Annotated in this window: 20 protein-coding genes and 1 riboswitch; of the genes, 9 read left to right on the top strand and 11 right to left on the bottom strand. The window is 60.0% G+C overall.

Annotated features, from left to right (window positions below):
* On the top strand, nucleotides 1-1,674 hold the full coding sequence (locus tag ACR0AC_RS04480) for a thiamine pyrophosphate-binding protein (protein WP_480872097.1): 1,674 nt from the start codon (nucleotides 1-3) through the stop codon (nucleotides 1,672-1,674).
* A gap of 31 nt (nucleotides 1,675-1,705) precedes the next feature.
* Here the strand turns inward: ACR0AC_RS04480 and ACR0AC_RS04475 are convergent, their stop codons facing one another.
* Both ACR0AC_RS04475 and ACR0AC_RS04470 read right to left on the bottom strand, forming a co-directional pair.
* Nucleotides 1,706-2,524 carry a DUF2189 domain-containing protein gene (locus ACR0AC_RS04475; protein ID WP_170452813.1) on the bottom strand — a complete coding sequence of 273 codons (819 nt, stop codon included), beginning with the start codon at nucleotides 2,522-2,524 and terminating at the stop codon, nucleotides 1,706-1,708.
* 89 nt (nucleotides 2,525-2,613) lie between these two features.
* Nucleotides 2,614-4,209 carry a GMC family oxidoreductase gene (locus tag ACR0AC_RS04470; protein WP_480780144.1) on the bottom strand — a complete coding sequence of 532 codons (1,596 nt, stop codon included), beginning with the start codon at nucleotides 4,207-4,209 and terminating at the stop codon, nucleotides 2,614-2,616.
* Between the two features lie 109 nt (nucleotides 4,210-4,318).
* Between ACR0AC_RS04470 and ACR0AC_RS04465 the strand changes: the two genes are divergently transcribed.
* The 4 genes from ACR0AC_RS04465 to ACR0AC_RS04450 all read left to right on the top strand — a co-directional run bounded on the left by ACR0AC_RS04465 (nucleotide 4,319) and on the right by ACR0AC_RS04450 (nucleotide 8,440).
* Nucleotides 4,319-5,557 (top strand): TRAP transporter substrate-binding protein, encoded by a 1,239-nt coding sequence (locus ACR0AC_RS04465; RefSeq protein WP_170521586.1) that lies wholly within the window; start codon nucleotides 4,319-4,321, stop codon nucleotides 5,555-5,557.
* A gap of 68 nt (nucleotides 5,558-5,625) precedes the next feature.
* Nucleotides 5,626-6,291: a TRAP transporter small permease gene (locus tag ACR0AC_RS04460; protein WP_480582725.1), complete on the top strand. Its 666-nt coding sequence runs from the start codon at nucleotides 5,626-5,628 to the stop codon at nucleotides 6,289-6,291.
* A complete protein-coding gene (locus ACR0AC_RS04455) occupies nucleotides 6,291-7,649 on the top strand; it encodes a TRAP transporter large permease (RefSeq protein WP_170429642.1) in 1,359 nt (452 codons plus the stop codon). Before ACR0AC_RS04460 ends, ACR0AC_RS04455 begins: the two co-directional genes overlap by 1 nt.
* A gap of 11 nt (nucleotides 7,650-7,660) precedes the next feature.
* Nucleotides 7,661-8,440, top strand: a complete 780-nt coding sequence (locus ACR0AC_RS04450) for an IclR family transcriptional regulator (RefSeq protein WP_480872094.1) — start codon at nucleotides 7,661-7,663, stop codon at nucleotides 8,438-8,440.
* A gap of 28 nt (nucleotides 8,441-8,468) precedes the next feature.
* Here ACR0AC_RS04450 and metH read toward each other — a convergent pair whose 3' ends face one another.
* The 6 genes from metH to ACR0AC_RS04420 all read right to left on the bottom strand — a co-directional run bounded on the left by metH (nucleotide 8,469) and on the right by ACR0AC_RS04420 (nucleotide 18,278).
* On the bottom strand, nucleotides 8,469-11,198 hold the full coding sequence (metH, locus tag ACR0AC_RS04445) for a methionine synthase (RefSeq protein ID WP_480872092.1): 2,730 nt from the start codon (nucleotides 11,196-11,198) through the stop codon (nucleotides 8,469-8,471).
* Nucleotides 11,195-12,247, bottom strand: coding sequence for a homocysteine S-methyltransferase family protein (locus ACR0AC_RS04440; protein ID WP_480872090.1), 1,053 nt, complete (start codon nucleotides 12,245-12,247; stop codon nucleotides 11,195-11,197). Before ACR0AC_RS04440 ends, metH begins: the two co-directional genes overlap by 4 nt.
* 214 nt (nucleotides 12,248-12,461) lie before the next feature.
* Nucleotides 12,462-12,761, bottom strand: coding sequence for a hypothetical protein (locus ACR0AC_RS04435; RefSeq protein WP_170452778.1), 300 nt, complete (start codon nucleotides 12,759-12,761; stop codon nucleotides 12,462-12,464).
* 121 nt (nucleotides 12,762-12,882) lie between these two features.
* A riboswitch (cobalamin riboswitch) is annotated at nucleotides 12,883-13,093 on the bottom strand.
* Nucleotides 13,094-13,188: 95 nt separating this feature from the next.
* The gene (locus ACR0AC_RS04430) at nucleotides 13,189-14,253 is read right to left on the bottom strand and encodes an AbrB family transcriptional regulator (protein ID WP_480872088.1); all 1,065 of its coding nucleotides are present in this window, start codon (nucleotides 14,251-14,253) and stop codon (nucleotides 13,189-13,191) included.
* A gap of 220 nt (nucleotides 14,254-14,473) precedes the next feature.
* The gene (locus ACR0AC_RS04425) at nucleotides 14,474-15,178 is read right to left on the bottom strand and encodes a nucleoside 2-deoxyribosyltransferase (protein ID WP_170521597.1); all 705 of its coding nucleotides are present in this window, start codon (nucleotides 15,176-15,178) and stop codon (nucleotides 14,474-14,476) included.
* Nucleotides 15,179-15,209: 31 nt separating this feature from the next.
* Complete coding sequence (locus ACR0AC_RS04420) at nucleotides 15,210-18,278, bottom strand: ATP-binding protein (RefSeq protein ID WP_480872085.1); 3,069 nt, start codon at nucleotides 18,276-18,278, stop codon at nucleotides 15,210-15,212.
* A 158-nt stretch (nucleotides 18,279-18,436) separates the two neighbouring features.
* On the opposite strand from ACR0AC_RS04420, the gene ACR0AC_RS04415 reads away from it, so the two are divergent.
* The 4 genes from ACR0AC_RS04415 (at nucleotide 18,437) to ACR0AC_RS04400 (ending at nucleotide 23,354) form a co-directional block, all read left to right on the top strand.
* Nucleotides 18,437-19,879 carry a metallophosphoesterase family protein gene (locus tag ACR0AC_RS04415; protein ID WP_480780151.1) on the top strand — a complete coding sequence of 481 codons (1,443 nt, stop codon included), beginning with the start codon at nucleotides 18,437-18,439 and terminating at the stop codon, nucleotides 19,877-19,879.
* A gap of 27 nt (nucleotides 19,880-19,906) precedes the next feature.
* A complete protein-coding gene (locus ACR0AC_RS04410) occupies nucleotides 19,907-21,535 on the top strand; it encodes a N,N-dimethylformamidase beta subunit family domain-containing protein (protein WP_480872083.1) in 1,629 nt (542 codons plus the stop codon).
* A 414-nt stretch (nucleotides 21,536-21,949) separates the two neighbouring features.
* A complete protein-coding gene (locus ACR0AC_RS04405; protein ID WP_170452763.1) occupies nucleotides 21,950-22,606 on the top strand; it encodes an outer membrane beta-barrel protein in 657 nt (218 codons plus the stop codon).
* 100 nt (nucleotides 22,607-22,706) lie between these two features.
* Nucleotides 22,707-23,354 carry a sulfotransferase family 2 domain-containing protein gene (locus ACR0AC_RS04400; protein ID WP_480872081.1) on the top strand — a complete coding sequence of 216 codons (648 nt, stop codon included), beginning with the start codon at nucleotides 22,707-22,709 and terminating at the stop codon, nucleotides 23,352-23,354.
* 70 nt (nucleotides 23,355-23,424) lie between these two features.
* Here ACR0AC_RS04400 and ACR0AC_RS04395 read toward each other — a convergent pair whose 3' ends face one another.
* From ACR0AC_RS04395 to ACR0AC_RS04385, 3 genes are read right to left on the bottom strand one after another with little or no spacing between them, the layout of a single operon-like run.
* Nucleotides 23,425-24,498: a BMP family ABC transporter substrate-binding protein gene (locus ACR0AC_RS04395; RefSeq protein WP_170521608.1), complete on the bottom strand. Its 1,074-nt coding sequence runs from the start codon at nucleotides 24,496-24,498 to the stop codon at nucleotides 23,425-23,427.
* Between the two features lie 32 nt (nucleotides 24,499-24,530).
* On the bottom strand, nucleotides 24,531-25,451 hold the full coding sequence (locus tag ACR0AC_RS04390; protein WP_170452756.1) for an ABC transporter permease: 921 nt from the start codon (nucleotides 25,449-25,451) through the stop codon (nucleotides 24,531-24,533).
* Nucleotides 25,451-26,533 carry an ABC transporter permease gene (locus tag ACR0AC_RS04385; protein ID WP_170452754.1) on the bottom strand — a complete coding sequence of 361 codons (1,083 nt, stop codon included), beginning with the start codon at nucleotides 26,531-26,533 and terminating at the stop codon, nucleotides 25,451-25,453. The genes ACR0AC_RS04390 and ACR0AC_RS04385 overlap by 1 nt, the downstream gene beginning before the upstream one ends.
* Between the last annotated feature and the right edge of the window lie 58 nt (nucleotides 26,534-26,591).

Here is a 26,591-nt window from a genome sequence, read left to right as displayed (position 1 = left end):
ATGACCAAAATCACCGGCGGCGAGGCCGTCTATCGCGTGCTCAAGGCCAATGGGATCGACACCGTGTTCGGCCTGCTGGGCGGCTCGATGCTCGAACTGTATGACGCGATGTATCAGGGGGGCGAGGTCGCGTATGTCGGTGCGCGCGATGAACGGGCGGCGGGGCATATGGCCGATGCCTGGGCGCGGATGACCGGCAAGCCCGGTGTTGTTCTAGGCGCGCAGGCCGGGCCGGGTGTGGTCAATATCGTCACCGCCGTGGCCGAGGCGCATCTGGCCTATTCCCCGCTGGTGGTCATCGCAGGCGCGATCACGCGGGCCGATCAAGCCAAAGACACGTTTCAGGAGGTTGATCAGGTGGCGCTGTTTGCCCCGATCTGCAAACGCTCGGTCATGGTCACGGACCGGTCGCGTCTGGTCCCGATGCTGGAAGATGCAATACGGCTGGCAAATTCGGGCCGTCGTGGGCCGGTCGTGCTGCATGTGCCGCGCGACCTGTTTGCGGCTGAGGTGCTTGCGGTTGACCCGGTGTCAGTTAACATCGCCCGGCCCGGTCCTGCGGCCTCCGAAGATGTTGCCGCCATCGCCGCGCTTCTGGGTGAAGCCAAACGCCCGGTGATTTTTGCCGGCGGTGGCTTCAAATGGAGCGCCGGGCGAGACGCGCTGACCGCTTTGGCCGAGACACTTGAGGTGCCGGTGGTTGCATCAACCGGCCATGCCGACGTGATGCGCCACGGACACCCGTGGTTTGCGGGGCAGGCCGGGCCGCGTGGCAACCGGGTGGCCAGCCGGTTGACGAAAGAGGCGGATGTGATGGTCGTGCTTGGGGCACGGCTGGGGTTCAACTCGACCTTTCATTCAAACGATTATGTGGGGGCCGAGACGCGGATCGCCCATGTGGATATCGACGGATCTGCGGTGGGGCGCTATTTCCCGGCTGAAATTGCGGCCCAGGGGGATGCGCGCCTGACTGCCGAGGTGCTGACCGATGCGGCCGCTAAACCTGATTGCGATCCATGGCGTGATGCGTTTCGTGCCGACATGGAGACCCTTCGGGCCGAGCGCGCCGAGGAAGCAGCAATCGAGACCCTGCCCATGCATCCCCGCCGTGCCTTGGGCGAGCTGCGCGACGCGCTGCCCGAAAACGCCATCGTCACGCTGGACACCGGTAACACCTGCCTTCAAGCCGCGGACCGTCTGGCGCATTATGAGCCTTTGTCGCTGATCACCCCTTTGGATTTCGGATTGGTTGGCTTTGGCCTGCCCGCCGCCATCGGGGCCAAGGCCGCAGCCCCCGACCGGCCCGTTGTTGCCGTCATGGGCGACGGTGCGGTGGGGTATACGATGATCGAAATCCAGACCGCCATCTCACACCATCTGCCCATCGTGATCGTGGTTCTGGATAATGAGGCATGGGGGGCCGAGAAAGCCTATCAGCAGGAGTTCTATGGCGGACGTCTGTTGGGGGCCGAAATCCAGTCGCCCCGCTTTGACAAATTCGCGGAACTTTGCGGCGGCAAAGGCATCTGGGTCGATGGCCCCGGTGGCATGGGGCCTGCGTTACAACAGGCAATAGCCTCGGGGGAAACAACTGTTATTCAGGCCAAAATCGACCCCGGCGCGTTGATGACCCTTCGCAAGGATTTGTTCAAAGCACCGCAGCGCCGGGAATAGAGGTGATCTTGCTGATCCGGGTTGGGATGGATCACCCCTCCGCCGGTGTCACCGCCCGCTGATACAGGTGCCATGTGGTGTGCCCAAGGATCGGCAGGGTGAAGATCAGGCCCAGAAACGCCGGAGCCATCGACAGCAACATCGTGACCGAGATGATCGCCGCCCAGCCCAGCATGACCACCGGGCTTTCGTTGACGACCCGAATGGACGTGAGCATCGCCGACACGAAATTGATTTCCCGGTCCAGCAGCATGGGCATGGCAACGACAGTCACCGCAAACAGCACAGCTGACAGCAACGCGCCTATGCAGGTGCCGACAGCAAGGAAGGTCCAGCCCTGCGGCGTGAAGAAAACGGTGTTCAAAAACCCGTCGAAATCCGAGAAAGACGCATTCTGCAGTATGATCGCAAGCCAAAGCCGAACCTGGTAAATCCAGACCCAGAAGATGAACAGGGTGACAAAGGCCATCCAGCCCATCTCGCGTTTGCGCTGATTGGCCATGACAGTCAGGATGTCTGACCAGCCGAAACTCTGGCCCTTTTGCAAGCGACGGGACATTTCATACAGGCCCGCGGCAGCAAACGGCGCAACAAGCGGAAAGCCGACAATGGCGGGGATGATCATCCAGATTTTTCCCAGCCAGATCAGGCACCAAACCAGCAGGATGCCGAAGACTGCATAGAACAGGCCGAAAAAACCGCTCATGAAAGGGCGCGCCAGAAAGTCGGAAAACCCGGCTTTCAGAGATGCGGTGATGTCATCTGCTGTCACCTTGTTGATCTTGGGCGCGGCTGGCTGCTGCGGCGCCAGATTGTCCGGTGGTGTGGATCCTGCGGTTTTGGATGTCATGGCACATCCCTCCTCCGCAGATCAGTTTGCATCAGGTGGTGCATCAGGGCAAGCGAGGTGAATGGCGCGGATTGGCACTGTCGCTTGGTTCAACTGCGCTCGGTCAGCAGATCACTTGCCTTCTCGCCAATCATGATCGCGGGCGCATTGGTGTTCCCGCTGACGATTTCCGGCATGATCGAGCAATCGGCAACGCGCAGGTTATCGATCCCCTTCACCTTCAGTTCCGGATCCACAACCGCGTTTTCCGAGGTGCCCATCGCGCAGGTTCCAGTGGGGTGATAGATCGAAACCGAGTTCGACCGTGCCCAATCCAACGTGCCTTCATAGTCGTCGCAAGACAGGTCCGATGTTGGCCGGAATTCCTCGGAGATTTTCGAGGCCAGCGGGTTGTGGGTGGCGATCTTGCGCGCGATGTTCACGCCGGCGACGATGGTTCGGCAATCGGTTTCCGTTGAAAGGTAGTTGGGGATGATCTTCACGTATTTGGACGGGTCGGGACCATCCAATTGCAGCTCTCCCCGGCTTTCGGGGCGAAGCTGGCAGACCGACATGGTGAAGGCGGAAAACGGATGTACGCCTTCGCCGGGGCTGTCGGCGGACCATGGCTGAACATGGAATTGAATATCCGGCGTCTGTACATTCGGGCGGGTTTTCAGGAAGCCGGTCGCCAGGCTGGCCGCCATTGTCATTGGACCTGCGCGGAACAGCGCATATTTCAGCGCGATGCGCGCCTGATTGAACAGGCTGCGCACCTCATCATTCAACGTGGGTTCGTTGCATTTGAACACCAGACGGGCCTGCAGGTGATCCTGTAGCCCTTTGCCGACAGCAGGTAAGGCGTGGGTCGGTTCAATGCCATTGGCTTTCAGGTGATCAGGGTCTCCGATCCCGGACAACATCAGGATTTGTGGCGAGTTGATCGCGCCGCCGGACAGAATGATCTCGCGACGTACCTTCAACGTCTTGGTTTCGCCGGACCGGTCCTGATAGACCACTCCGGTCGCCTGTTTCCCGTCCAGTTCGATCTTTGTCACCAGGGCATGGGTGATGATGTTCAGGTTGTCGCGATTGCGGATAGGTTTGAGGTAGGCCACAGCCGCGCTGCACCGTCGGCCATTGCGTGTTGTCAGTTGGAAATAGCCGACCCCTTCTTGTTCGGCCCCATTGTAATCGGCGTTGAACGGATAGCCCGCAGCCTGCGCCGCCGCGACCCAGGCGTCGCAGATCGGGCGTTGGATGCGCATGTTCGACACGGACAAGGGCCCGCCGACACCGTGGAATTCATCCTCGCCCCGTTCCTGATCCTCGCAACGTTTGAACAGGGGCAGCACGTCGTCCCAGCCCCAGCCGATATTCCCCATCTGGCGCCAGCGGTCATAATCCTCTTTCTGTCCGCGCACATACAATAGCCCGTTTAGCGAGGATGATCCGCCCAGCACTTTCCCGCGCGGCCAATCAATGCTTCTACCGTTCAGCCCGGGGTCGGGTTCGGTTCGATAGCACCAATCGACCGACGGGTTGTGCATGGTTTTGAAATAGCCGACCGGGATGTGAATCCACGGGTTGGTATCCGGCCCACCGGCTTCCAAAAGGGCGACCTTGGTATTGGGATCGGCGCTGAGCCGATTGGCGATGACACAGCCCGAAGACCCTGCTCCGACAATCGCATAATCCACTTCCATGATCGCCTCCTTCAAACGTCGTTGAAAAAAACTCTATGCAAGATGCAGGAATTATACTAGCATTTTTTGATACAAAACGTCTCAATAATTGCGATCAGGGAGGTAAGCAATGGAGATCGGTAAGAAACTAAGCGGGATTTCACGGCGGGATTTCTTCCGCGTGGCCGGACGCTATGGCATGAGCTCGACGCTGCTTGCGGCAGGCGGGTTCGGCGGCGCGATGAGTCTGGCGAATTTGGCGCAGGCCGCTGAATCGAATTACGAAAAACGCTTCTCGAAAGAGCCGAAGCATACGCTGAAATTTGGTGCGTCGGGCTTCAATACCCGCAACCTTCTGATCGAGCGCGCCGGGGCCATCGAATTCGCCCGTGACCTTGAAGAACGCACAGATGGTGAGATTCGCATCGAGTTCATCGGCGACAACCAGATCTGCGGTCAGCTAAGCTGTGTCGAGAAAACCCAGCAGGGCATTGTCGATATCTATGCGGCTTCGACCCAGAACTCGGCCGGTGGCGCGCCTTATCTGAACGTGCTGGACTATGCCTATATGTTCCCCAGCCGCGCGGCGCAGTATCACTTCTTCTATAGCCCCGCCAGTCAGCGCATCCTGCGCGACCCGCTGGAAAAACGGCACGGGCTGAAGTTCCTGTTCACCCATTGCGAGTTGCGCGGTCTGCAAATGGGATCAACCTTTGCCGACAAGCCAACTGTCACCAAGTTGGAGGAACTGTTCGGCACCAAGAACCGCGTGACGGGCACTCAGCTGGGCCGGATCGCCATGCAGCTTTTGAATCTGAACCCGGTTCCGGTGGCGTGGGAAGAAACGCTGGACGCGCTGAAAACCGGTCTGATCGATGGGGCCGAAACATGGGCCTCGGCTGTGGCTTATGCCAACATGGCACCAGTGGTATCGCAGTCGGTGAACCTGAAGTTCTTCTGCGGGACCGAGCATACCTCGATGTCGGCCAAGGTCTTCGATAGCCTTGGCGGTGAGTTGCAGGATGCCGTGATGGAGTCCTCATACTTCACTCAGGCACTGATTCAGGGCGCAAACGAGGCGGCGCTGTTGAACACCGTTGGCTTCTCGGACCCGCAACTGCCGGGCACGATCTTTGCCGAAAACGGCGTGCGCGCGGCCTTCCTGCCGGATGATCAGATCAAACTGGCCGAAGAGATGTGCGCCCCCAACTTCAACCCCGAGCCGTGGGCGCAGTGGCGTGAGCGTCTGAACAAATGGGCGGGTGGTATCGACACCTATCAGGAGATCTATGACATCGCGCGCGAGATCCCGGCAGATATGCTGCCCGAGAATGTCGAGCCGCGCCGCTGGTGGATGGGCCAGGCCTGATAAGCTGATGCGAACCGGCCCCACGCGGGCCGGTTCCAAAAAACACACCGACTGGGAGGACGGGGTACATGTCGTTTTGGGCAGATATCGGCGCGATTTTCAGCGCTTTTCTCAGCCAAGATTCGTTCGAGATTCAATCCGCACTGGAATCCGACGCGGCTTGGGTTTTGGGTGCGGTCGCCTCGGCCATCGGCGGGTTCGTGATCATGCTGATCTATCGGGCAGTTCCCTTTGTCGAACGTCATTTCGAACGGTCTGTGATGGTCTATTCCTACCTCGCGATTGCCCTGATCATCTTTTGGGGTGTGATCGACAGGTTCGTGTTCAACGATCAAGAGCCGTGGTCGACCACGATCCCTCCGCTGCTGTTTATGGTGATGGCCTGGTTCGGAGCCTCCTACAACGTCCGCCTGCGCACGCATCTGAGCTTTAGCGAGTTTCGCACGGCCATGCCGCGCGGAGGGCAACTGGCCTGTCTGATCCTGGATGCAGTCCTGTGGTTCATCTTTGCGGTGATCGTCATCGTGACCACAACGCGGTTGGTGGCCCTGTCAGCCTCGAATTTCCAGATCGTGTTGGGCACCGACAACATCATGCAGTGGTGGTTCCTTCTGGCCGCGCCGCTGTCGTTCTTTCTGATGGTCGGGCGGGTGTTTCAGAACCTCGCCGACGATCTGCGCAACTGGAAAACAGGCGAGCCGCTGATCAAGCAGGCCGTGATCGGAGCAGACTGATGACAGATGGAACCATGGTCACACTGATCTCGCTTGGGGTCACCTTCCTGTTCATGCTGGGTGTGCCGGTGCTGCTGGTCATCGGCTATTGGGTCATCGGCTGTTCATTTGTCCTTGGCCTGACGCTGGACAATATGGGGGCCGAACTGCTGAACGTCTTCAACAAGGGGTTCGCCCTTCTGGCAATGCCTCTGTTTATCCTGACCGGAGACCTGATCAACAAGTCAGGCATTGCGCGCAGGCTCAGCGATTTTGCCTATGCCTGTCTGGGCTGGATACGCGGCGGGCTGGCGATGGCCTCGCTGGGGGCTTGCGGGCTGTTCGCGGCGATCTCGGGGTCGAACTCGGCGACGACAGCAACCATCGGCTCGATGCTGCACCCCGAGATGGTCAAGGGCGGCTATGACGAACGGTTCAGCGCGGCAACCGCTGCGGCGGGCGGGACGGTGGGGATCATCATCCCTCCGTCGATTATCTTCATCGTCTACGGGTTCCTGATGAACCTGCCGATCTCTGAGCTGTTCGTGGCCGGTATCCTGCCCGGCGCGCTGATGGTCTTTGGCATGCAGTTTGCCTGCTGGATCATCTGCCGCATGAATGGCTGGGGCCACCTGATCCCGCTGCAACTGAACCGCGTGCTGAAAACCGCGTTTGGTGCATGGCTCGGCTTCTTCGCCATCGGGCTTGTGTTGTGGGGCATCTATACGGGCAAATTCTCTCCGACCGAGGCGGCGGGCGTGACCGTGGGCTTTTGTGTCATTGCCGGGCTGGTCAGCTATCCAATCAACCGGATCATGGGCGCGCGGAATGACATTCCACCCACCGAGAAGACTTTTGCCGAAATGTTCGTGGTCGAAGGCTTCACGATCCCGGAAATCCCGTCAATTGTGATCCGCTCGGCCCAGATCACAGGTATCCTTGCGCCGTTGATCGCAATTTCAGTGGTGATGCAGCAAATCCTGTCTCTGCTGGGGGCACAGGAAACCATCGGGAACTTCGTGACCTCGATGGGTGGCTACCATGCAGTTCTGTTTACCTCGATGGTGATTGTCTTCTTCTCGGGCATGGTGCTGGAAAGCCTGCCGGTGACCATCATCCTTGCGCCAATCCTTGCGCCGATTGCGGCATCGGTGGGTATCGATCCGATCCACTTCTCGGTGATCTTTCTAGTCGGCGCGTCCATCGGGTTCATTACGCCTCCGTATGGGTTGAACCTGTATGTGGCGTCGGGCGTGACCGGCGTGCCCTATTTCCGGCTTCTGCGCTATACGGTTCCCTATCTGGTGGCACTGCTGTCGGTCTGGATTCTGGTTTCGCTGGTGCCCGATCTGGCCTTGATCCTGCTGCCAAATAACTAGACTGTTGCGGGATGACCGAAGCGGACACAAAAGACAAAGACACCCAGATTCCCACGAACCTGCGCCTGCTGCTGATCCTGGAAGAGGTGGCACGGCGCGGCGTCGCCGTCAAACCCTTGGACCTGATCGACGCATTGGGTCTGGCAAAGCCCACGATACATCGCCTGCTGCAAACAGCCGAGGCCGAAGGATTTCTTCAGCGTGATCTGGATGGTCGGTCTTATGGTCCCGGTCCGCGCTTGCGGCAGCTGTCGCTGAATACAGTGTCGTCCGAACATCTTCGCACGGCCCGTTTGGCCATTATTCGCGGCGTCGCGGATGAAATCGGCGAAACCTGCAATCTGGCGATCCCGGATCGCGAGGGTATGATCTATCTGGACCGGGTCGAGACGAAATGGCCGCTGAGAATTCAGTTGCCGATCGGAACACAAGTCCCGTTTCACTGCACCGCCAGTGGCAAGATGTATTTGTCGACCCTGCGCCCGAGCACTTTGGATGGGTTTCTTTCCGCAGGTAACCTCAGCCCGAATACCGACCGCACGATAACGAAGCCCCAGGCCTTGCGGGCCGAAATAACCCGCGTCGCACAGAACGGGTATTCGACAGATGATGAGGAGTTCATGCCCGGTATGACGGCCATTGCGGTCCCGGTCATAGACAAGAACAACAGGCTGGCCGCCACTCTGTCCGTTCATGCGCCGACGCAGCGCCATGATCTGAACAGTTTGAAACAATTTCTTGCCTTGCTACAGGACGGTGCGCGCAAACTGTCGGGTTTGCTGACTTCTTAGCCCGGCGATTGACTGACAACATATCACCTTACGCGGCTGCCTTGCGCGATGCCTTGGCCGGGACGTAGTTGAGCACCGGGGCCAGCCAGCGTTCGGCCTCTTCCACGGTCATCCGTTTTCTCTGGGCGTAGTCCTCGACCTGATCGCGTTCCACTTTGCCAACACCAAAATAATAGCTGTCCGGGTGCCCGACATAGAGCCCGGAGACAGATGAACCGGGCCACATCGCCATGCTTTCGGTCAGCGCCACTCCGGTCGCGGCCTCGGCGTCTAGCAGGCTGAACAGCGTGCGTTTTTCGGTGTGATCGGGCTGGGCCGGATAGCCCGGCGCGGGGCGGATACCGGCATAAGGTTCGCTGATCAGGGCCTGTGGGTCGAAGTCTTCACCCTTTGCGTAACCCCAAAATTCACGCCGGACCCTTTCATGCAGCATCTCGGCCATGGCTTCGGCGATCCGATCGGCCAGAGCCTTGACGAGGATCGCGCCGTAATTGTCGTTAGCCTTGTCCAGCCGCTCGGCAATGTCAGAGTCCTCCGGTCCCGCCGTGACGACAAACCCGCCGACATGGTCCGCACTATGGCCTTCCGGGGCGACAAAATCCGACAACGCGACATTCGGTCGATCACCGCGTTTCACGGTCTGCTGGCGCAGCGTGTGCAGGTTGGCCAGAGTTTCAGCGCGGTCCGGGCCGGTATACAGCCGGATGTCTTCGCCGACCGCGTTGGCGGGCCAGAATCCAACAACCGCGCGGGGTGTGAACCAGCGCTCTGCGATAATCTGATCCAGCATTGCCTGCGCATCGGCAAAAAGCGCCCGCGCCGCCGCGCCCTGTTTTTCATCCTCAAGAATTCCGGGATAGACACCGCGCATTTCCCAGGTCTGGAAGAACGGCGTCCAGTCGATATAGCGGGCGATTTCGGCCAGATCCCAGTCGGGCAGCACGCGCGCGCCGGTGAAGGACGGTGCAACGGGCTCGTAAGCATCCCAATCCAGTTTCAGCGCATTGGCCCGCGCCTTGGCCAAAGGCAGGCGGTTCTTGGCGCGTTCGCCGCGCTCGTGCTTGTCGGCCACATCGGCATATTCGGCCTGAATCCCGGCGACATAGTCGGGTTTCTGCGTCGGGCTCAGCAACGCGCCGACAACCCCGACCGCGCGGCTGGCATCGGTGACATAGACCGCCTGCCCGTGCGTGTAACGCGGCGCGATCTTGACCGCTGTGTGCACCCGCGACGTGGTTGCGCCGCCGATCAGCAGCGGAATATCGAACGCTTCGCGCTCCATCTCCGATGCCAGATGCACCATCTCGTCCAGCGACGGCGTGATCAGCCCGGACAGGCCGATAATGTCCACGTTTTCCTCACGTGCGACTTGCAGGATCTTCTGCGGCGGGACCATGACGCCCAAATCCAAAATCTCGTAGTTGTTGCAAGCCAGAACCACGCCGACGATATTCTTGCCGATATCGTGCACGTCCCCCTTCACGGTCGCCATCAGCACCTTGCCCGCAGATTGCCGGCCCTCACCGCCATTCCGGCGCTTTTCTTCCTCCATGTAGGGCAGCAACACGGCCACGGCCTGCTTCATCACACGAGCTGATTTCACCACCTGCGGCAGGAACATCTTGCCCGCGCCAAACAGATCACCGACCACGTTCATCCCGGCCATCAGAGGCCCCTCGATGACATGCAAGGGGCGTTCCGCATCGGCGCGCGCGGCCTCGGTGTCTTCTTCGATGAACTCGGTGATACCGTTGACCAGCGCATGCTCCAGCCGTTTCTCGACCGGCCAGTCGCGCCAGGCCAGGTCGCGGGTTTTCTCCTCGCGCTTGTCACCACGGAAACGTTCGGCGATGTCCAGCAGGTTCTCGGTCGCGCTGCCGCCGGATTTCGGTTGGCGGTTCAGGACCACATCCTCGCACGCTTCGCGCAGGTCTGGGTCGATCTGGTCATAAACGGCCAACTGGCCCGCGTTGACGATGCCCATATCCATCCCGGCCTGAATGGCATGATACAGGAACACCGCATGCATCGCCTCGCGCACCGGCTCGTTGCCGCGAAAGCTGAAAGACAGGTTCGACACGCCGCCCGACACATGTGCATGGGGCAGGTTCTGCCTTATCCAGCGGGTCGCCTCGATGAAATCCACGCCGTAATTGTCGTGGTCTTCGATCCCGGTGGCGACGGCAAAGATGTTGGGGTCAAAGATGATGTCTTCGGGTGGGAACCCCATATCCTCGACCAGAATGCGATAAGCGCGGGCGCAAATCTCGGTCTTGCGTTCGAACGTATCGGCCTGACCGGCCTCGTCAAAGGCCATGACCACCACGGCGGCACCATAGGCCAGACACAGACCCGCGTGATGGCGAAACGCCTCTTCTCCCTCTTTCAGGCTGATCGAGTTCACCACCGGCTTGCCCTGCACGCACTGCAGCCCGGCCTCGATCACCTCCCATTTCGAGCTGTCGATCATGATTGGCACGCGGGCGATATCGGGCTCGGACGCGACAAGGTTCAGGTATTCGACCATCGCCTGTTTGCTGTCGATCAGCCCTTCATCCATGTTGATGTCGATGATCTGAGCGCCGTTTTCCACTTGATCCCGCGCAACGTCCAGCGCGGCGGCATAGTCGCGGTTCACGATCAATTTGCGAAACCGGGCCGAGCCGGTGACGTTGGTCCGCTCACCCACATTCACAAAGGGGATGTCTGGCGTCAGGACAAAAGGCTCCAGCCCCGAGAGGCGCAGATGACGGGTCATGCGGGTACCTTTCTGGGGGCAAAGGGCGCAACCGCTTCGGCGATCGCGCGGATATGGTCGGGCGTGGTGCCGCAGCAACCGCCGACCACGTTGACGATGCCATCGCGGGCAAACTCTTCGACCTGAGCGGCGGTCTGGTTTGGTGTTTCGTCATACTGGCCGAACTCATTCGGCAGGCCCGCGTTGGGGTAGGCGCAGGTCAGGGCGGTCGCCACGCCCGAAATCTCGGCCATATGCGGGCGCATGGATGCAGCGCCAAGGGCGCAGTTCAGCCCGACGGTGAAAGGGCGCGCATGGGCGACCGAGTGCCAGAAGGCGGTGGGTGTCTGGCCAGAAAGCGTCCGGCCCGAGGCATCGGTGATCGTGCCCGAGATCATCAGCGGCAGGCAGCGTCCGGCCTTGGCGAAGCTCTCGAAGGCCGCGAAAATCGCCGCCTTGGCGTTCAGCGTGTCAAAGATCGTCTCGATCAGGATCAGGTCAGAGCCTCCTTCGATCAGCCCGTCGATCTGCTGGCCATAGGCTATGCGCAGATCATCGAAACTGACGGCGCGGTATCCGGGATCGTTCACATCCGGGCTGATCGAGGCCGTCCGGTTCGTCGGGCCCACAGCCCCGGCCACAAACCGGGGTTTGCCGTCCTCAGCCGTGGCCCGGTCCGCCGCGCGCCGCGCCACCTGCGCGCCTGCGACGTTCAGATCATGCACCGCAGCCTCCAGCCCGTAATCGGCCTGCGCGATGGTGGTTGAGGAAAAAGTGTTGGTTTCAAGGATATCCGCCCCGGCCATTGCGAATTCGTACTGTATATCCTCAACCGCCTGCGGCTGGGTCAGAACAAGCAGATCGTTGTTGCCCTGTTGCGGATGGTCCGGGTGATAGTGATGCCGACAGCCGGGGCCATGGATGTGACCGTTGGCGATAAAATCCTCTTCGGTCATGTTCAGCGTCTGGATCATTGTGCCCATCGCCCCGTCAAGGATCAGGATGCGCTGGGCAGCCAGCGCGCGCAGGGTCGCGAGCGCGGGTGTGTCGGGCAGGGTGAAGTCGAGCATTCGCGGTATCCAATCGGCTGTGTGGGCCGCAGGTATAGCGCGTTGGCATTATGAGGTGAAATGATTGTTATTCGATTAGATTATGAGATTTCGTCATAACGCGGTGTGCTCGGTGCGCAGATTCAACGAAATCATCAATAAACACTCAAAGCATTGCCCGGCCAAAATCGTCCAAAATGCGGGCGATGGCACAAGCTGAATTGCCAGCATTAGGTCACAAGGCGGCGCGGCGCGCGCGATGGCCCCCTCGGCGCTGTTTTGCGGGCAGGGCCAGGAACAATGGTTCCAGGGGCATCTGCATGGATCGGGCCAGCAAGTCGCAGAACACAGCGATGGCGGGTGAAGTCTCGGCAAACGGTTTGGCCTTGGCCAAAGCAATCCGTGCCTGCGCATGGTAGTTTGCCGAACCGGGCAGGCCGCCCAGCCATTGCATATAGCCCATCTGCCCCAGTTCTTGCGCGCGCTGCGGTGGCACGTGGCCGGTATCCAGTTGGGAAATGGTCAGGTCAAGCATAACGACGCCCTCCGCGCTTTTGGGCGGCCTGTGGGGGCATCAACAGTGATGTCTGGCCAGTGCGGTCCATCTCTTGTCGCTCCGTCCACGGGCACCCCGCCCGAGTTAAGGTGACTGCGGCACATATGCGCCGGAGATGGCAGGTCTCCTGACTTGCGGTTCATCGCTGTCCCCGTCCTTCCCGGACAACCCATGCGGGGTCATCCAGTGGTCTGTCGGGGTCGCTCGCCGCTTACAGTTGCGGGGGCAGTTGCGGCCTTGGGCGTTTGCCCGCACCGCATTCCCTTTTCAGCCGACTCAGAGCGTCGGACACCATCGGCTGCACAGTCTCATAAGGCCAAAGCCCTGTCTACCGGTGCCAGCAAAGCACGCAGCGTCGGATTGCAACCCGGCAGGAATTGAACCCAAATCAAACTGCGAAACCCCTCTAATCCCGAGAGCGGGACCAGCGCACCAGAAGACTGGCCGCGATGGGCGCGCCGATGATCACCAGAACGATCCGTGTCAGGTGGTGGGTAATGACAAACCCGAGATCCGCGCCCGAGACGATGGCCAAGACCGTCATTTCAGCCTGCCCGCCGGGGGCATAGGCGAGGAAGGCCTCGATCGGTTGTCCAAAACCCAACGTGGTCACAAGGGCCGTGAAGGCTGCTGCAAGTACGGCCAGCACAACAACATAGGCGCAGCCCGCCGCCACAACTTTGCGCAGCTCGACCCATGTGACGCCGATAAATTTTACGCCGATGGTGCAGCCGATAAAGAATTGCGCGACAAGGATCGCCTCGCGCGGTGGGCGGGTGTGGATGAAATCGCCCAGTGACAAGGCCGCAGTCAGGATCATCGGGCCCAGAATGGACGCTCCGAACAGGCCGATCCGCTCACTGCCTTTCCAGCCGACAATGGCGGCGACGACCATCAGTGCCAGTTCGTGCAAGGGCAGGTCGCGGGCGGGTTCGCCAATGGGGTTGGTCAGGTCAGCGTCGTAGAACAGGGTCAGGAACAACGGGGCGAGCGTCACGATGATCAGCACGCGCGTGCCATGGATCAGGGACAGGGCGCGCGGATTGGCACCGGCCTCGGTGCCGAAGATGATCATGTCCTGCAACCCGCCGGGCATCGCGGCGTAAAAGGCCGTTTTGTCGTCAAAGCCCCAGACCTTGCGAAAGAACGGCACCCCGACCAAAGCGATCAATAGGATGAAGGGCGGGATCAGAGCAATTGACGCTGCCATTTTCGGCAGTTGGCCAAACAGATCAGGCGTGATCGAAGCCCCCACCGCCACGCCCAGGATAGTGCGCGCCGCGACCGAGATCTGCCCGAACCCCTCCATCGGCGCATGCGCCAGTGCCGCAATCAGGCAAGCGGTCATGGGGCCGAATAGAAAGGGCAGGGGCAGGCCCAGCATCCAGAATACGACCGTTCCCAGCCCGGCAAGGCCGAAGGTAATGGCCCGCCTTACGGGGCGGCTTGGGGATGAGGCTTGGACGGACAAATTTCAGGCCCGATGTCATGGGATCAATTGTATTCCATGGTATGCAATTGGGCGCGGTTTGCAAGACCACGCGCACCGACCATTCGGCATGCCCGAGTGAAGAGCGGCCCGTGATGCAGCTTGGCGCGATCAGCGTGTGTTGGATGAGATCCAGGAACGAGGTCTCGAAATCAATGCGAGTGTCACTGAATTCGCTTCAACCCCACCAATCCAACAGGGCTTATGTGGGTGCCGACCCGCCAAACGCCGCCTGATAAGCCTTGTTGCTTTTCGCCCATTCGATCAGTTCCTCACCCGCTTCCAGCGCGGCCTTCTCGTTTGGCGCATTCGAAATCGCGTCGAGCCGCTTGTGAAGGTCCGAACTGGGGTCTGCCGTCATCGCCCCAACCTCCATCACAAGGCTGACATTCGGGGGCGGGGTGTAGACATAGCCGTTCTGCGACTGAGCTTCGATCCGTTTGAGCAGGGCGGGCACGATGGATGCGGTGTCATGCACATAGTCCCAATTGGTCGAAAGCCCCTGAATCATCGGGTTATCGACCCCACCAAACAGCGTCACCGGTGTCGTCTTGTAGATCACAAGGGGCATTCCAGCGGCGTAGGCTGTTGTCACCTCGACAATACTGCCGCCATCGGGCACCCGGCCATCCATGTTGAACACAAGGCTCGAACAGCGCCCGAGCAATTGGTAGATATCCTGCGCGTAGCCGACCTTGAGGATGATATACAGCATCTCCTGGCCCTTTTGTGACCAGACCTGAGGGTCCTGCAACATATCCATCATCTTGGCGATCTCGACGCCGTCGCGCGGGGCGAGATAGGTGCCGAACCCTCCGGCCTCGAGCACGGCGGCGATGTTATATTGCTCCCATAGATCACCGACGCTGAACATCGGGCCCGAGCAGAAAACGATATGGTCTGTCATGAAATGGTCCTCTGGTTAAAATTCAGTGTCGTCAGGCCGGGTCTGAAGCGGCTGCGCCGGGCTCTAGCCGACCGGTCCAATCGGTAACCAACTGCGCGCCTTCGGCTTCGCGCGCGGTGCCGGTTAGCATATCAGACAGCACCCGCGCACAGCGCAGGGCCAGCGAAACCGATCCGGCAGCCCCGGCTTCGTCAATTGCGGTGCGCAGCAGCGCCTCGGCCTCGTCTTGTCGGTCCAGAACAGCCAGCACCTGTGCTTTCAGCCGCATCAGGTCCGGGTTCCAGACCGGCTGGTTCAACATCCCCGACATTTGCAGCCCGGTGTCAACAATCGCCAGCGCTGTATCCGGATCGTCATTGGCCAGCCGCGTGTCAGCCATGATCGCAAACCCCATGCCCGAGCCTGTCTGGCTGCCGGTTTTCGCCAACAGGGCCAGACCGGCATCAACTTCCTGACACCGCTTGTCCGGCGGGTCGATGGGTTGTCCGGCCCGGAACAACTGGCTTAGCCCGCCCCAAAGCGGGATGCCAAGCTGGGTGCATGTCTCATAGGTCTCGGTGGCCAGAGCATAGGCGCGGTCACTGTCCCGGCGGCAATGCAGGGTGATGATCAGAAAGGCCCGTGCGGCGGCCAGGCTGAGCGCCGAGTTCAACCCCTCGGCCAGCGCCAACCCCGCCTCGGCACGTTCCAGCGCCGTATCGGGCGCGCCGCACCACCAATGGGCCACCGCGCTGACCCCATAGGCCAGAACGCCCTGATCGGTGCCAATGCCATAGGTAACTTCGGCGTAATCCTCGGGGCGGTAGAGACGGATCGCCTCTTCCGCATGTTCAACGGCAATCTCACCTTCGCCCAGTTGAAACCGCAGAAAGGCGAGCGTGGTATGGGCGCGCAACATGCCGATCCGGTTCGCGCCCGCGCCGGGCATATCCAGAATGCGGTCGGCATATTCTATGCCCCTAGCGCAGTCGCCCTTGTCCAGAAAATGCGCAGCCAGCCCGTTCAGCGCCGATGAGGTCTCATCCGCGTCACCAAGACGTTCGGCCAGTTCCAACGCGCGATCCAGCACCGGTTTGATTTCGGGTGAGGCAAAGCCCCGCACGCCCATGATCGCGTTTTCCAGCGGGATCTGGATGGACAGCTCGATCTCGTCCCGCTGGCGGTTTTCCTCGGTCTGCTCCAGCGAGGCCAAAGCACGGCGATACAGCACCGTTGCATCCTCGACCGCAGCTTGCTTGACCGCGCGCAGCCCGGCGTCGCGGTACCAGATGGCGGCATCGGTAAAATGCCGGGCAGCATGAAGGTGATGGGCGATCTTGTCGGGCTGTTCCGCCGTCCCGTCCTGAAGGCACGCAGCGGCGCGGGCATGCAGATCGGTCCGCTCGGCCCGCAGAAGCGTGGCATAGACCGCGTCCTGCGTCAGCGCGTGGCGGAACATGTAGCCGTCATTGGTGCCCGAACGCGGGCGTAGAATATCGGCCTCCAGCAAATCCCCGACCGTTCCGGATATCTCGACCTCATCGCGCTGGGCGACCTGGGACAGGATCGACATATCCAGATCCTCGCCCAGAACGGCGGCGACCTGAGCGGTCTTTTTCGACTCGGGCGACAGGGCGTCCAGCCGCTCCATGATCAGGCTGTTCAGGGTTGGCGGAACCGCGCGGCTTTGGCGGTGTCCGGTCTGGTTTTCCCCGGCAAAGCGGGCCAGTTCTTCGATATACAGGGGGTTGCCTGCGCCGCGTGTCAGGATATCTTCCAGTACCGCATCCGACAGGTCCGCGGGGGCTGCGGCCCGTTGCGCCAACTGCGTCGCCTGGTCGTGATCCAACGCTGCAAGCGCGATCACTTCGGACCGTTTTGCGGGCAGCCCCGGACTGCCATCATCGCGCTGCGCCACAAGGCAGAAAACCGGCAGCGGCTGAGGCCAGTCGAGCAGCATCTCCAGAAGTTCCAGGCTGGTGGCGTCACACCAGTGAAGGTCTTCGCAGACCAGCACGACAGGACGATCAACCGCAAGTCGTGCAAGCCAGTGACCGAGGGTCAGAAGGGTCCGGTGGCGCAGAGTTTCCGGGCTGGAATTTTCCAATGTGGTGGTTTCGGAGGTATGGATGGCAAGCAACCGGGCAATCAGCGGCACGGTCTCGTCCGGTGCATTGTCTTGTTGCGTCACACCCTGTCTGAGACGGTTGAGCGCCTCTTCGTCCTCCATGCCCGGAGTGATACCAAGACTTTGCTGGATCAGCCCGATGAAGGGTGCGAGCGGTGCGCCTGACGACAACGCGTCACACTGTACCCCAAGCCAGATATGGGGTGTTTCGGCCAATTGGGCCCGGAAGGCACGCAGCAGGCTGGTTTTGCCAATCCCCGGATCGCCTTTCACCGTTGCGGCGACCGGCCCGTGTTCGGTTGCCTTTTGCCAAAGATCGCGCAATTGGCCCAGCACCGCCTCGCGCCCCAGCAGCAGGGTCGAGCCTGTGACGTTTCCCGACCTGGCATTGGCAGCGGCAGGGCGCAATACGCGGTGCAGAGGCAATGGGCGGGCAACGCCTTTCAGGTCAACCGGTCCCAGAGGTTGCGATACGAATTTCTGTTTGAACAGCGACATCACCGGATCGCTGACCAATACTGTTCCGGGACGGGCCTGCGCCTCGATCCGGGCGGCAATGTTCACTGTTTCACCAAACAAAACATCGCGCCCGCCCTGTTCGCTTTCACCCACCACCACCTCGCCGGTATGCACCCCGATGCGGGCCTGCAGGCGTGGTGCGTCCGGGTCCGTACCGGGCAGGGGTTGTTTCATCGCGTTCAACAGGTCCAACGCGGCCCGCACAGCGCGCTCAGCGTCGTTTTCCCGCGCCTGCGGATAGCCGAAATACAGCAGCAGGCCATCGCCCAGATATTTGGCGACCCGCCCGCCATAGTCGGTGAAAATGCGCCGTCCGGTTTCCTGATAGGCAAGGATCAGCGCGGCGTAATCCTCGGTGTCGATCCGGCCGCTCAGATCGGTCGATCCGGCCAGATCGACGAAGACCACAACAAGCTGCCGGCGTTCGCCGACGACATTGTGCCGGTTCGAGAGGTCTTCGTCGGAATGAACCATCTCTGCCCCCTGAAACGCCCCAAAATAAGGTTTAACGCGTTAACTCTTTCAGCTTGACCGCATGAGTTCCCCTGCGTCAAGTAAGAGTTGGCGCCTCTGACCCGGGTCATATCCCCGGCGATCGCCTCGAAAAACGGGCCGCAGGAGAAAGCACAATCATGAGCGATATCCGGTACATCAGCCTGTCCGACATGCATTTCGGGGCCGATAACAGCATCCTGACGCGGCTGACTTGGGCCGATGGTAAAGTGGACCCGAACCATCCAAGCGATCTGCTGGTGCAACTGGTGGGCTGCCTGCGTCATCTGATCAACGCGAACGGGGATGCGCCCCTTCCGACCCTGATCCTGAATGGCGATATTCTGGATCTGGCCTTCAGCACCAAGACCGTTTCGGCCATGGCGTTTCAGCAGTTTCTGGAACTGGCCATGCCCGAGGATCCCGATAGCCGGTTGTTCTCGACCAAGATGATCTATCTGCCGGGCAACCATGATCACCATCTGTGGCAAACCTGCCGGGAGCGCCGGTTTGCCGATCATCTGGCAGGGTCCGACTGGCAGGACAGCGCGCCAACCGTGCCGCATACCACGCCGCTGATGGACCCCGATCCGCTGCCTGATTGCCTGTTGCAATCGATTGGCCGACGCTTGCCGTGGCTGTCCGATCTTACGGTCGAAACGGTCTATCCCAACCTGGCCTTTGCCTCGGGCCAAAAGCTGGTGATCTATACCCACGGTCACTTCATCGAAGATGTCTATCTGCTGGCCAGCACCTTTGCCGATACTCTGTTCCCCGACACCAAGCCCCCTGTCACGATGGAGGAATGGGAGGCGCAGAACTTTGCCTGGATCGATTTTGTCTGGTCCCTGATCGGTCGTTCAGGCCGGATCGGGCCGGATGAAGAGATCATCTATAACCTCGGCAACAGCCCCAAGGAACTGGGGGCGCTGGCAGGCGCGGCGGTCCGGCGTTTTCTGGAGGCCAAGGCCGGGTCACTGGGCAAATCGCTGGGCGAGGGGGCCGGAGAACTGGTGGGCGATCTGGTCGGAAAAGCGTTCGAGCGAGGCTCGGCGCAGCATCTGCTCAGCGATGGTGGTGCAGGTCTGCGTCGGTTTTTGCAGGTTCCGGTTCAGGGTCAGATCAGGGCCGCCTATGGCGACAAGCCGGTGCCCGCCGACATTTCCGTGGTTTTCGGCCACACGCACAAGCCATTTGAGAAAGTGATGGAGATCGAAGATTTCACTGCCCCCCGTTTCACCGCCGTCAACAGCGGCGGCTGGGTGGTCGACAGCCCCGACCCGCAACCCCTGATCGGAGGGGCGGCGGTTCTTATGGATGCCGACCTGAACCTTGCCTCGCTGCGCTTTTATAACGAAGCGGATGCCCCAGGTGATTACCGCGTGGCGTTGCATAAGGCGGGGCCGGAAGGTGCCGATAACCCCTTGTTCGACCGTTTGTCCTCGCTGGTTGACGGCACTCAATGGCCTTGGGCACAGTTTTCGCAAACAGCCGCAGTTGCGGTCAAAACCCACAACACGCGGCTTAAGGCGTTTCTTGCCGCTTATGAGCCAAGCCAGCCTGAAGATGCGACCAAAGACTGAACTCGACCCATCGAAGCCGATCCGCCAATGACACGTTCAGAATCCAGCGAACCGGCCATCACGCCACGAACCCGCGCCAAGGCGCGGCATATTCTGGACAACTATTACATTGGCCCGTCCCGTGACGCCGATGTGCTGGAGATCTGGGGTTACACCGACCGCATGACCTACGCCCCGGGTGAACGCGTGGCGCTGCGCGTTTCGACAACCGCGCAGAAATGGGATCTGGAGATTGGCCGGGATGGGGTCTCCTACCAGCCCGTGCTTCGGGAAAGCGGGTTGAAGGGGGTGCATCAGGATACGCCCTTCGACTGTTCGGTTTCCGGGTGCGGTTGGGAGGTGTCTTACGAATTCACCATTCCTGCCGACTGGCCCGCAGGCGGGTATCTGGTGACGTTCAGGGCCGAGCGAGACGGGGATCGCGTCGAAGAACACCATCTGTTTCTGCTGCGCCGCGCAAAGGACAAACCGGCTGCGCCCTATCTGTTGGTTTGCGCCACGGGCACATGGCTGGCGTATAATTGCTGGGGCGGGTCCAACCATTATGAGGGTATCACCGGCCCGGACCAGAATGCCTTTTCACCTGTTGTTTCAACCCAACGCCCCTGGACGCGGGGGTTTTGCAAACTGCCAGCCGGGGCCCCTCGGGCGGTGCCTGACAGGGCTCATACTGCTGGTGAGATGGTACGTTACCCCTATATGGAATGGGCCTACGCCTATGGGTATTCGAAGAAATATGCCTCGGCCGGGTGGGCCAGCTATGAACGGCATTTTGCAAGGTGGGCCGAAGAGCAGGGTTATGAATTCGACTTTGCCACCCAACATGATCTGGAGGCTGATCCCGACCTGTTGGAACGCCACAGATGCGCGGTTTTTGTCGGGCATGACGAGTATTGGTCGGCGAATATGCGCAAGGCCGTGAATCGCTTTGTCACCAACGGCGGTCGGGTCGCCCGGTTTGCAGGGAATTTTCTGTGGCAGACCCGGATCGAAGACGAAGGGCAGACCCAGATCTGCTACAAATACACGGCAGAGCTCGATCCGCTGGCCGGAACGGATCAGCAGCATCTGGTGACAGCAGCGTGGGAGGTTGATCCGGTAAACTGGCCGGGTGCCCAGACATTCGGGGTGAACGGGCTTAAGGGTATCTACGCGGGCTTGGGCAGGTGCGCGGGGCAGAACAGCGGTTTCACGGTCTACCGCCCCGATCACTGGGCGCTTGCCAGAACGCAATTGGGCTATGGCGACCAACTGGGAAGCAGCTCGCGCATTTACGGGTATGAGGTCGACGGGCTGGATTACAGAATGGAGGATGGCCTGCCGTTTCCGACGGGGACCGATGGAGCCGACCCCAAAATCACTATTCTGGCCATAGGTCTGGCAACAAACCTAGAGCCGGATCACGGAATTTGGGGTGAGACGATGTATATCGGCAGCGCCGACGCTGCTTTCAAAGCACAGACACTGTTCGGCGAACTGACCCAGGAAACGCTTGACCGCAGCACGCGCGGAAACGGAGTTATTGTGCATTGGGAGCGTGGGCAAGGCGAAGTCTTTACCGCCGCCACCTGCGAGTGGGTCATGGGCCTGACACGCCGCGATTGGCAGGTCGAGCAGATCACCCGCAATGTTCTGGACCGGTTTGGGCGGGCTTGACGCGTTCTGCCAGTGCCCCGAAAGTTCCCTTCCTTTTGGGGTTTAGGCAATTTCTTGCTGGATTTTGAGAACACGCGCAGATCGTTGCGATGATTTGGTCAGAGCATCCGATCACTCAACGGGTGCAATGTGGCTTTAGCGCCATGCGGCGAACATGTCCCGAGTGTTCAGGACGATAAGGGATTTAGGAATGCGCTTGCCCGTGGTATTCTCAAGATGAGACAGTGAGTTACGAACGGGCCGATTTGATCAGGCACAACTTGGAAGATGCCCATTATTTTAGCGACTGTTGCGGGTATGTCCCGCAGGCGCGCGAAAAGAATAAGTCGTTTTTGGCTTTTCAGAAGGTGCTGCTAGATTTTGTGCATCGGGCGCTGTAAGGCGGCGAAAAAAGGAACGATTGAGGTGTTACGTATGTCGAAGATGCGAAATGCGGTAGCAGGTATTGTGCTAGCACAGCTTGCGCTGTTCATTCCAGAAACCGCGCAGGCGCAAGATGGGCTGACAGGGGCTGACGGGGCCTTTCATGGCCTCTATGCCGGGTTGGAAATTGGCGCTGCCACGGCAAGCGGTGACACGGATTACCCTGTCTTGTCCGGTGGAACCTTAGATGCCTCTTTCGATCCGGATAACGGACGCAGTTTCGGTGTCTTGGTTGGCTACAACCTGCAACGCGGCAATATCTTGTACGGCGCCGAAGCCCGGTATTCGAACCTGTCTTACGTGCTTGAACGCGGAGCACCCGCACCGGAAAACCGTGAAGTCATGGATTTCGCAGACGTGCGCGGGCGCGTGGGCTATATCCGCGGTGATTTTTTGCTTTACGGTGCCGTGGGCTGGTCCTGGTCGCGCCTGCGTGTTCATCCAAGCGCAGCTTTTGAGTCTCGGGAAAGTCAAACGACGCTGGATGGTTTCAATATCGGCGTGGGCGTCGAATACAACGTCACGGATCGCTGGTTCGTTGCCGCTGATTACACCTATCGCGACGTCTCGGGCCAGTTTGATGAAGCTTCCAACGACAGTGACTTTGATCTGAGCACCATAACCGCGCGTGTCGCATATCGGTTCTGATTGCGACCGCGCCGAAGTGGCGGTACACGCTTTTGACCGCTGAACCAACCGATCACCAAAGCCGTACCACGCCGACACGTGGCACTGTTAAGGACGCCGGATGCCTGTATACACAAATCTTCGCACTGTTTTTGTGCATATCCCGAAAACCGGCGGGTCGACTGTGACCACTTTGCTGAAGCGCGACCATCTGTTGAGTCGTCGTGTGAACGAACGCCATCCACAGGATGAAGACCGCGCGACCATTTCCGGGCTGCTGAAACTGGTGGGGGATGAGGCCGATGACTACTACAAGTTCGCGTTCGTCAGAAACCCGTGGGATCGCTTTGTCTCGGCCTATCACTATGTGTGCCAGCGGCGCCCGGATTTGACAGAAGTCAGCGATTGCGGGTCGTTTGACGAGTTCATGGCGACATTTGCGCGTGACCCGGACCGCTTCCTCAAGATCCGGTATTTCATACCGCAGAGCTACTTTCTGACGACACGCTCGGGCGAAATGCCGATTGATTTCATCGGCCGGTTCGAACGCTTTGATGACGATCTCAAAGTGGTGATGAAACAGCTTGGCCTTCGAAGGTCGACGGTACGCCACAGGAAAAAGACGGCCCGTTCGGACTACCGTGACTATTTCGATGACGACAGCCGGGATGTGGTTGCGCAGGCCTATGCGCGTGACATCGAGCTGTTTGGCTATTCCTTTGAAGACGGAAGCACCCGAAAGAAATCAAAGTTCCTTGGCCTGTTCTAAGCGGGTTTAGACCGAAACAAAAAAAGCCCGCACATCGGTGCGGGCTTTCTCTGTTTGCTTGACTTAGAGCTTACTGCGGAATTTCGCCTTCCAGCCCCTCGACATAGAAATTCATGCCAGCCAGCGTGCCGTCATCAGCGGTTTCGCCCTCGGCCAGCCAGTCACTGCCGTCCTGCTTCTTCAGCGGGCCGGTGAAGGGGTGGTATTCACCCGCAGCCATGGCGGCTTTCAGCGCCAGCGCCTCTTCTTTGACATCAGCCGGAACGGCGTCAGTGATTTCACCGATTGCGACCATGCCTTCGCGGATACCATCCCAGGTGTTGGCGCTTTCCCATGTGCCATCCATGACGGCCTGGGTCCGTGCAATGTAATATGGTGCCCAATCATCGATGATCGACGACACGCGCGGGAATGGCGCGTATTCGCTCATGTCCGAGGCCTGACCAAAGGTGACCACGTTGCCTGCCTCTTGCGCTGCCGCTTGTGGCGCGGTCGAGTCGGTGTGTTGCAGGATCACGTCCGCGCCCTGTTCGATCAGAACGGTGGCGGCGTCAGCTTCTTTCGCCGGGTCGAACCAAGTGTAGGCCCAGACGATCTTGAACTCGACATCCGGGTTCACCTTCTTGGCGTGGATATAGGCCGAGTTGATGCCACGGATCACTTCGGGGATCGGGTACGAGCCGATATAACCGATGATGTTCGATTCCGTCATGTTTCCGGCGATATGGCCCTGAACCGCGCGACCTTCGTAAAACCGGGCCGAGTACACGGAAACGTTGTCGGCAGTCTTATACCCGGTGGCGTGTTCGAATTTTACATCCGGAAACTTCTTGGCCACGTTGATGGTCGGGTCCATATAACCGAACGAGGTGGTAAAGATCAGATCCGCGCCTTCCAGCGCCATCTGGGTCATCACACGCTCGGCGTCGGGGCCTTCGGGAACGGATTCAACAAAGACAGTCTCGACCTTGTCGCCAAAATGCTCCTCGACCGCCAGACGGCCCTTGTTGTGCTCATAGGTCCAGCCGCCATCGCCCACGGGGCCGACATAGACGAACCCAACCTTCGTTTTGTCCTGAGCCACAGCACCGGTCGCCAGACCCAGCGCTATCGCAGCCGTCGTCAGAAGTGATTTAAATTTCATTTAGTTACTCCCCAAGTTGGTTCAGTTGGCCCCTAGTGTGAGGCATGGAAGATCCGGCCCAGTGAGGCAGGTGCGCTGCTCTTGTCGGCCGAAAGGATCACAAGCACAAGGATCGTGATGATATAGGGCGACATTGCCAGATACTCGACAGGGATGGCAACGCCCGCTGCCTGCAAATTAAGCTGCAAGACTGTGATTCCGCCGAACAAATAGGCACCCAGCAACGCCCGCCAGGGTTTCCAGCTGGCAAACACCACCAGCGCCAAGGCGATCCATCCCACGCCAGCCGTCATGCCCTCGGTCCATTGCGGCACGCGGATCAGGCTGATGTAAGCGCCGCCGAGGCCCGCACAGGCCCCGCCGAACAGGATCGCCAGGATGCGGATCTTGATGACCTTGTAGCCAAGCGCGTGCGCGGCATCGTGGTTTTCGCCCACTGCACGCAGGATCAGGCCGACGCGCGTGTATTTCAGCGTGGCCCAAACAGCGGCGGTCAACGCAATGCCGACATACAGGATCGGATCATGCTGGAACAGGATCGGCCCAATCACCGGGATATCACTGATCAACGGAATATGGATGTCGCCCATGCTGGGGGGTTTGACCCCGACATAGCTTTGACCCATCAGCGCACTGAACCCCAGTCCAAACAGCGTCAACGCCAAACCACTCGCCACCTGATTGGCCAGTGCCACCTGCGTCAGCAGCACAAACAGCAGCGACAAAACCGCGCCGCCAATCGCCGCCGCAATAAAGCCCAGCCAGGGCGAGCCGGTCTCGACCGAGATCGCAAAGCCGCTGATGGCACCCACGATCATCATGCCCTCGACGCCAAGGTTCAGAACACCTGCCTTTTCGACGACCAGCTCTCCGATCGCGGCCAGCAGCAGGGGGGTTGCGGCCACCATCAGCGAGGCGACCAGAAGGACGGGGTTGATTTCACCAAGGTCCATTACGCTACCTCGCTACGGGCCGCACGGATGCGGTAGTTGGTCAAAAGATCGAAAGCCAGCAGGAAGAACAGCAGCATCCCCTGGAATACCTGAATGGCGGCGGCGGGCAGGCCCAGTTGGGATTGCGCAATCTCGCCGCCGATATAGGTCAGCGCCATCAGGCCACCGGCCAGCAGGATACCCACCGGATGCAACCGGCCCAGAAAGGCCACGATGATCGCGGTAAAGCCATAGCCCACGTTAAAGTCGATGCTGACCACGCCCGAGGGACCGGACACTTCGAACATCCCGGCAAGCCCTGCCAGCGCGCCGGACAGGCCCAGACAGAACAGGATCAGCCGCGCCGGGTTCACGCCTGCGAATTTCGCGGCCCTTGGGGCCTCGCCGGTCAGGCGGATGTGGAAGCCCAGCATGTGCCGGTTCAACAGCACATAGGCAAAGATCACCGCGATCAGCGCGGTCACGACGCCCCAATGCATCCCCGAACCTGCGATCAGCTCAGCATTATGCGCGCTGTCATAAGATTGCAGGTTGCGCGAGCCAGGAAAGCCGAACCCTTCGGGGTTTTTCAACAGCCCCAGCGAGACCGAGGCCAGCATCTGCTCGGCCACATAGACCAGCATCAGCGACACAAGGATTTCGTTGGTGCCGAACCGCACTTTCAAAAAGGCCGGGATCATCGCCCAGAGCCAACCGCCAAAGGCCCCGGCAACCACCATGATCGGAAAGATATAGAACGCCTCTAGCGGATAAAACGCCAGACCAGCGCCCGCGCCGAAAATGGCGCCCATGATATACTGCCCCTCGGCCCCGATATTCCAGATGCCCGCGCGAAAGCCAAGCGACAGACCAATGGCGATCAGAACCAACGGCGCGCCTTTCACCAGCAATTGCGGGCGATAGTAAAAGGCGAACTCACCGAACAGAGGATCCCAGAAAATGGTGCCAATGGCCTCGACCGGGTTCTTGCCCAAAATGGCGAATAGAATGCCACCAAACACCATGGTCGCCAGCACCGCCACCAAGGGGGTCGCATAAGACCACGCCTTCGACGGCTGCGGCCGCTTCTCCAACACAATCACCTGCTCATCCCCCCAAGTTCTTCATCTTTTTGTAAATACTCCCGCCGGAGGCGGCTCA

The organism is Ruegeria sp. H7 (assembly GCF_056532945.1).
The sequence above is the reverse complement of the archived record's forward strand: the minus strand, read 5'-3'. Positions and strand labels throughout refer to the sequence as shown.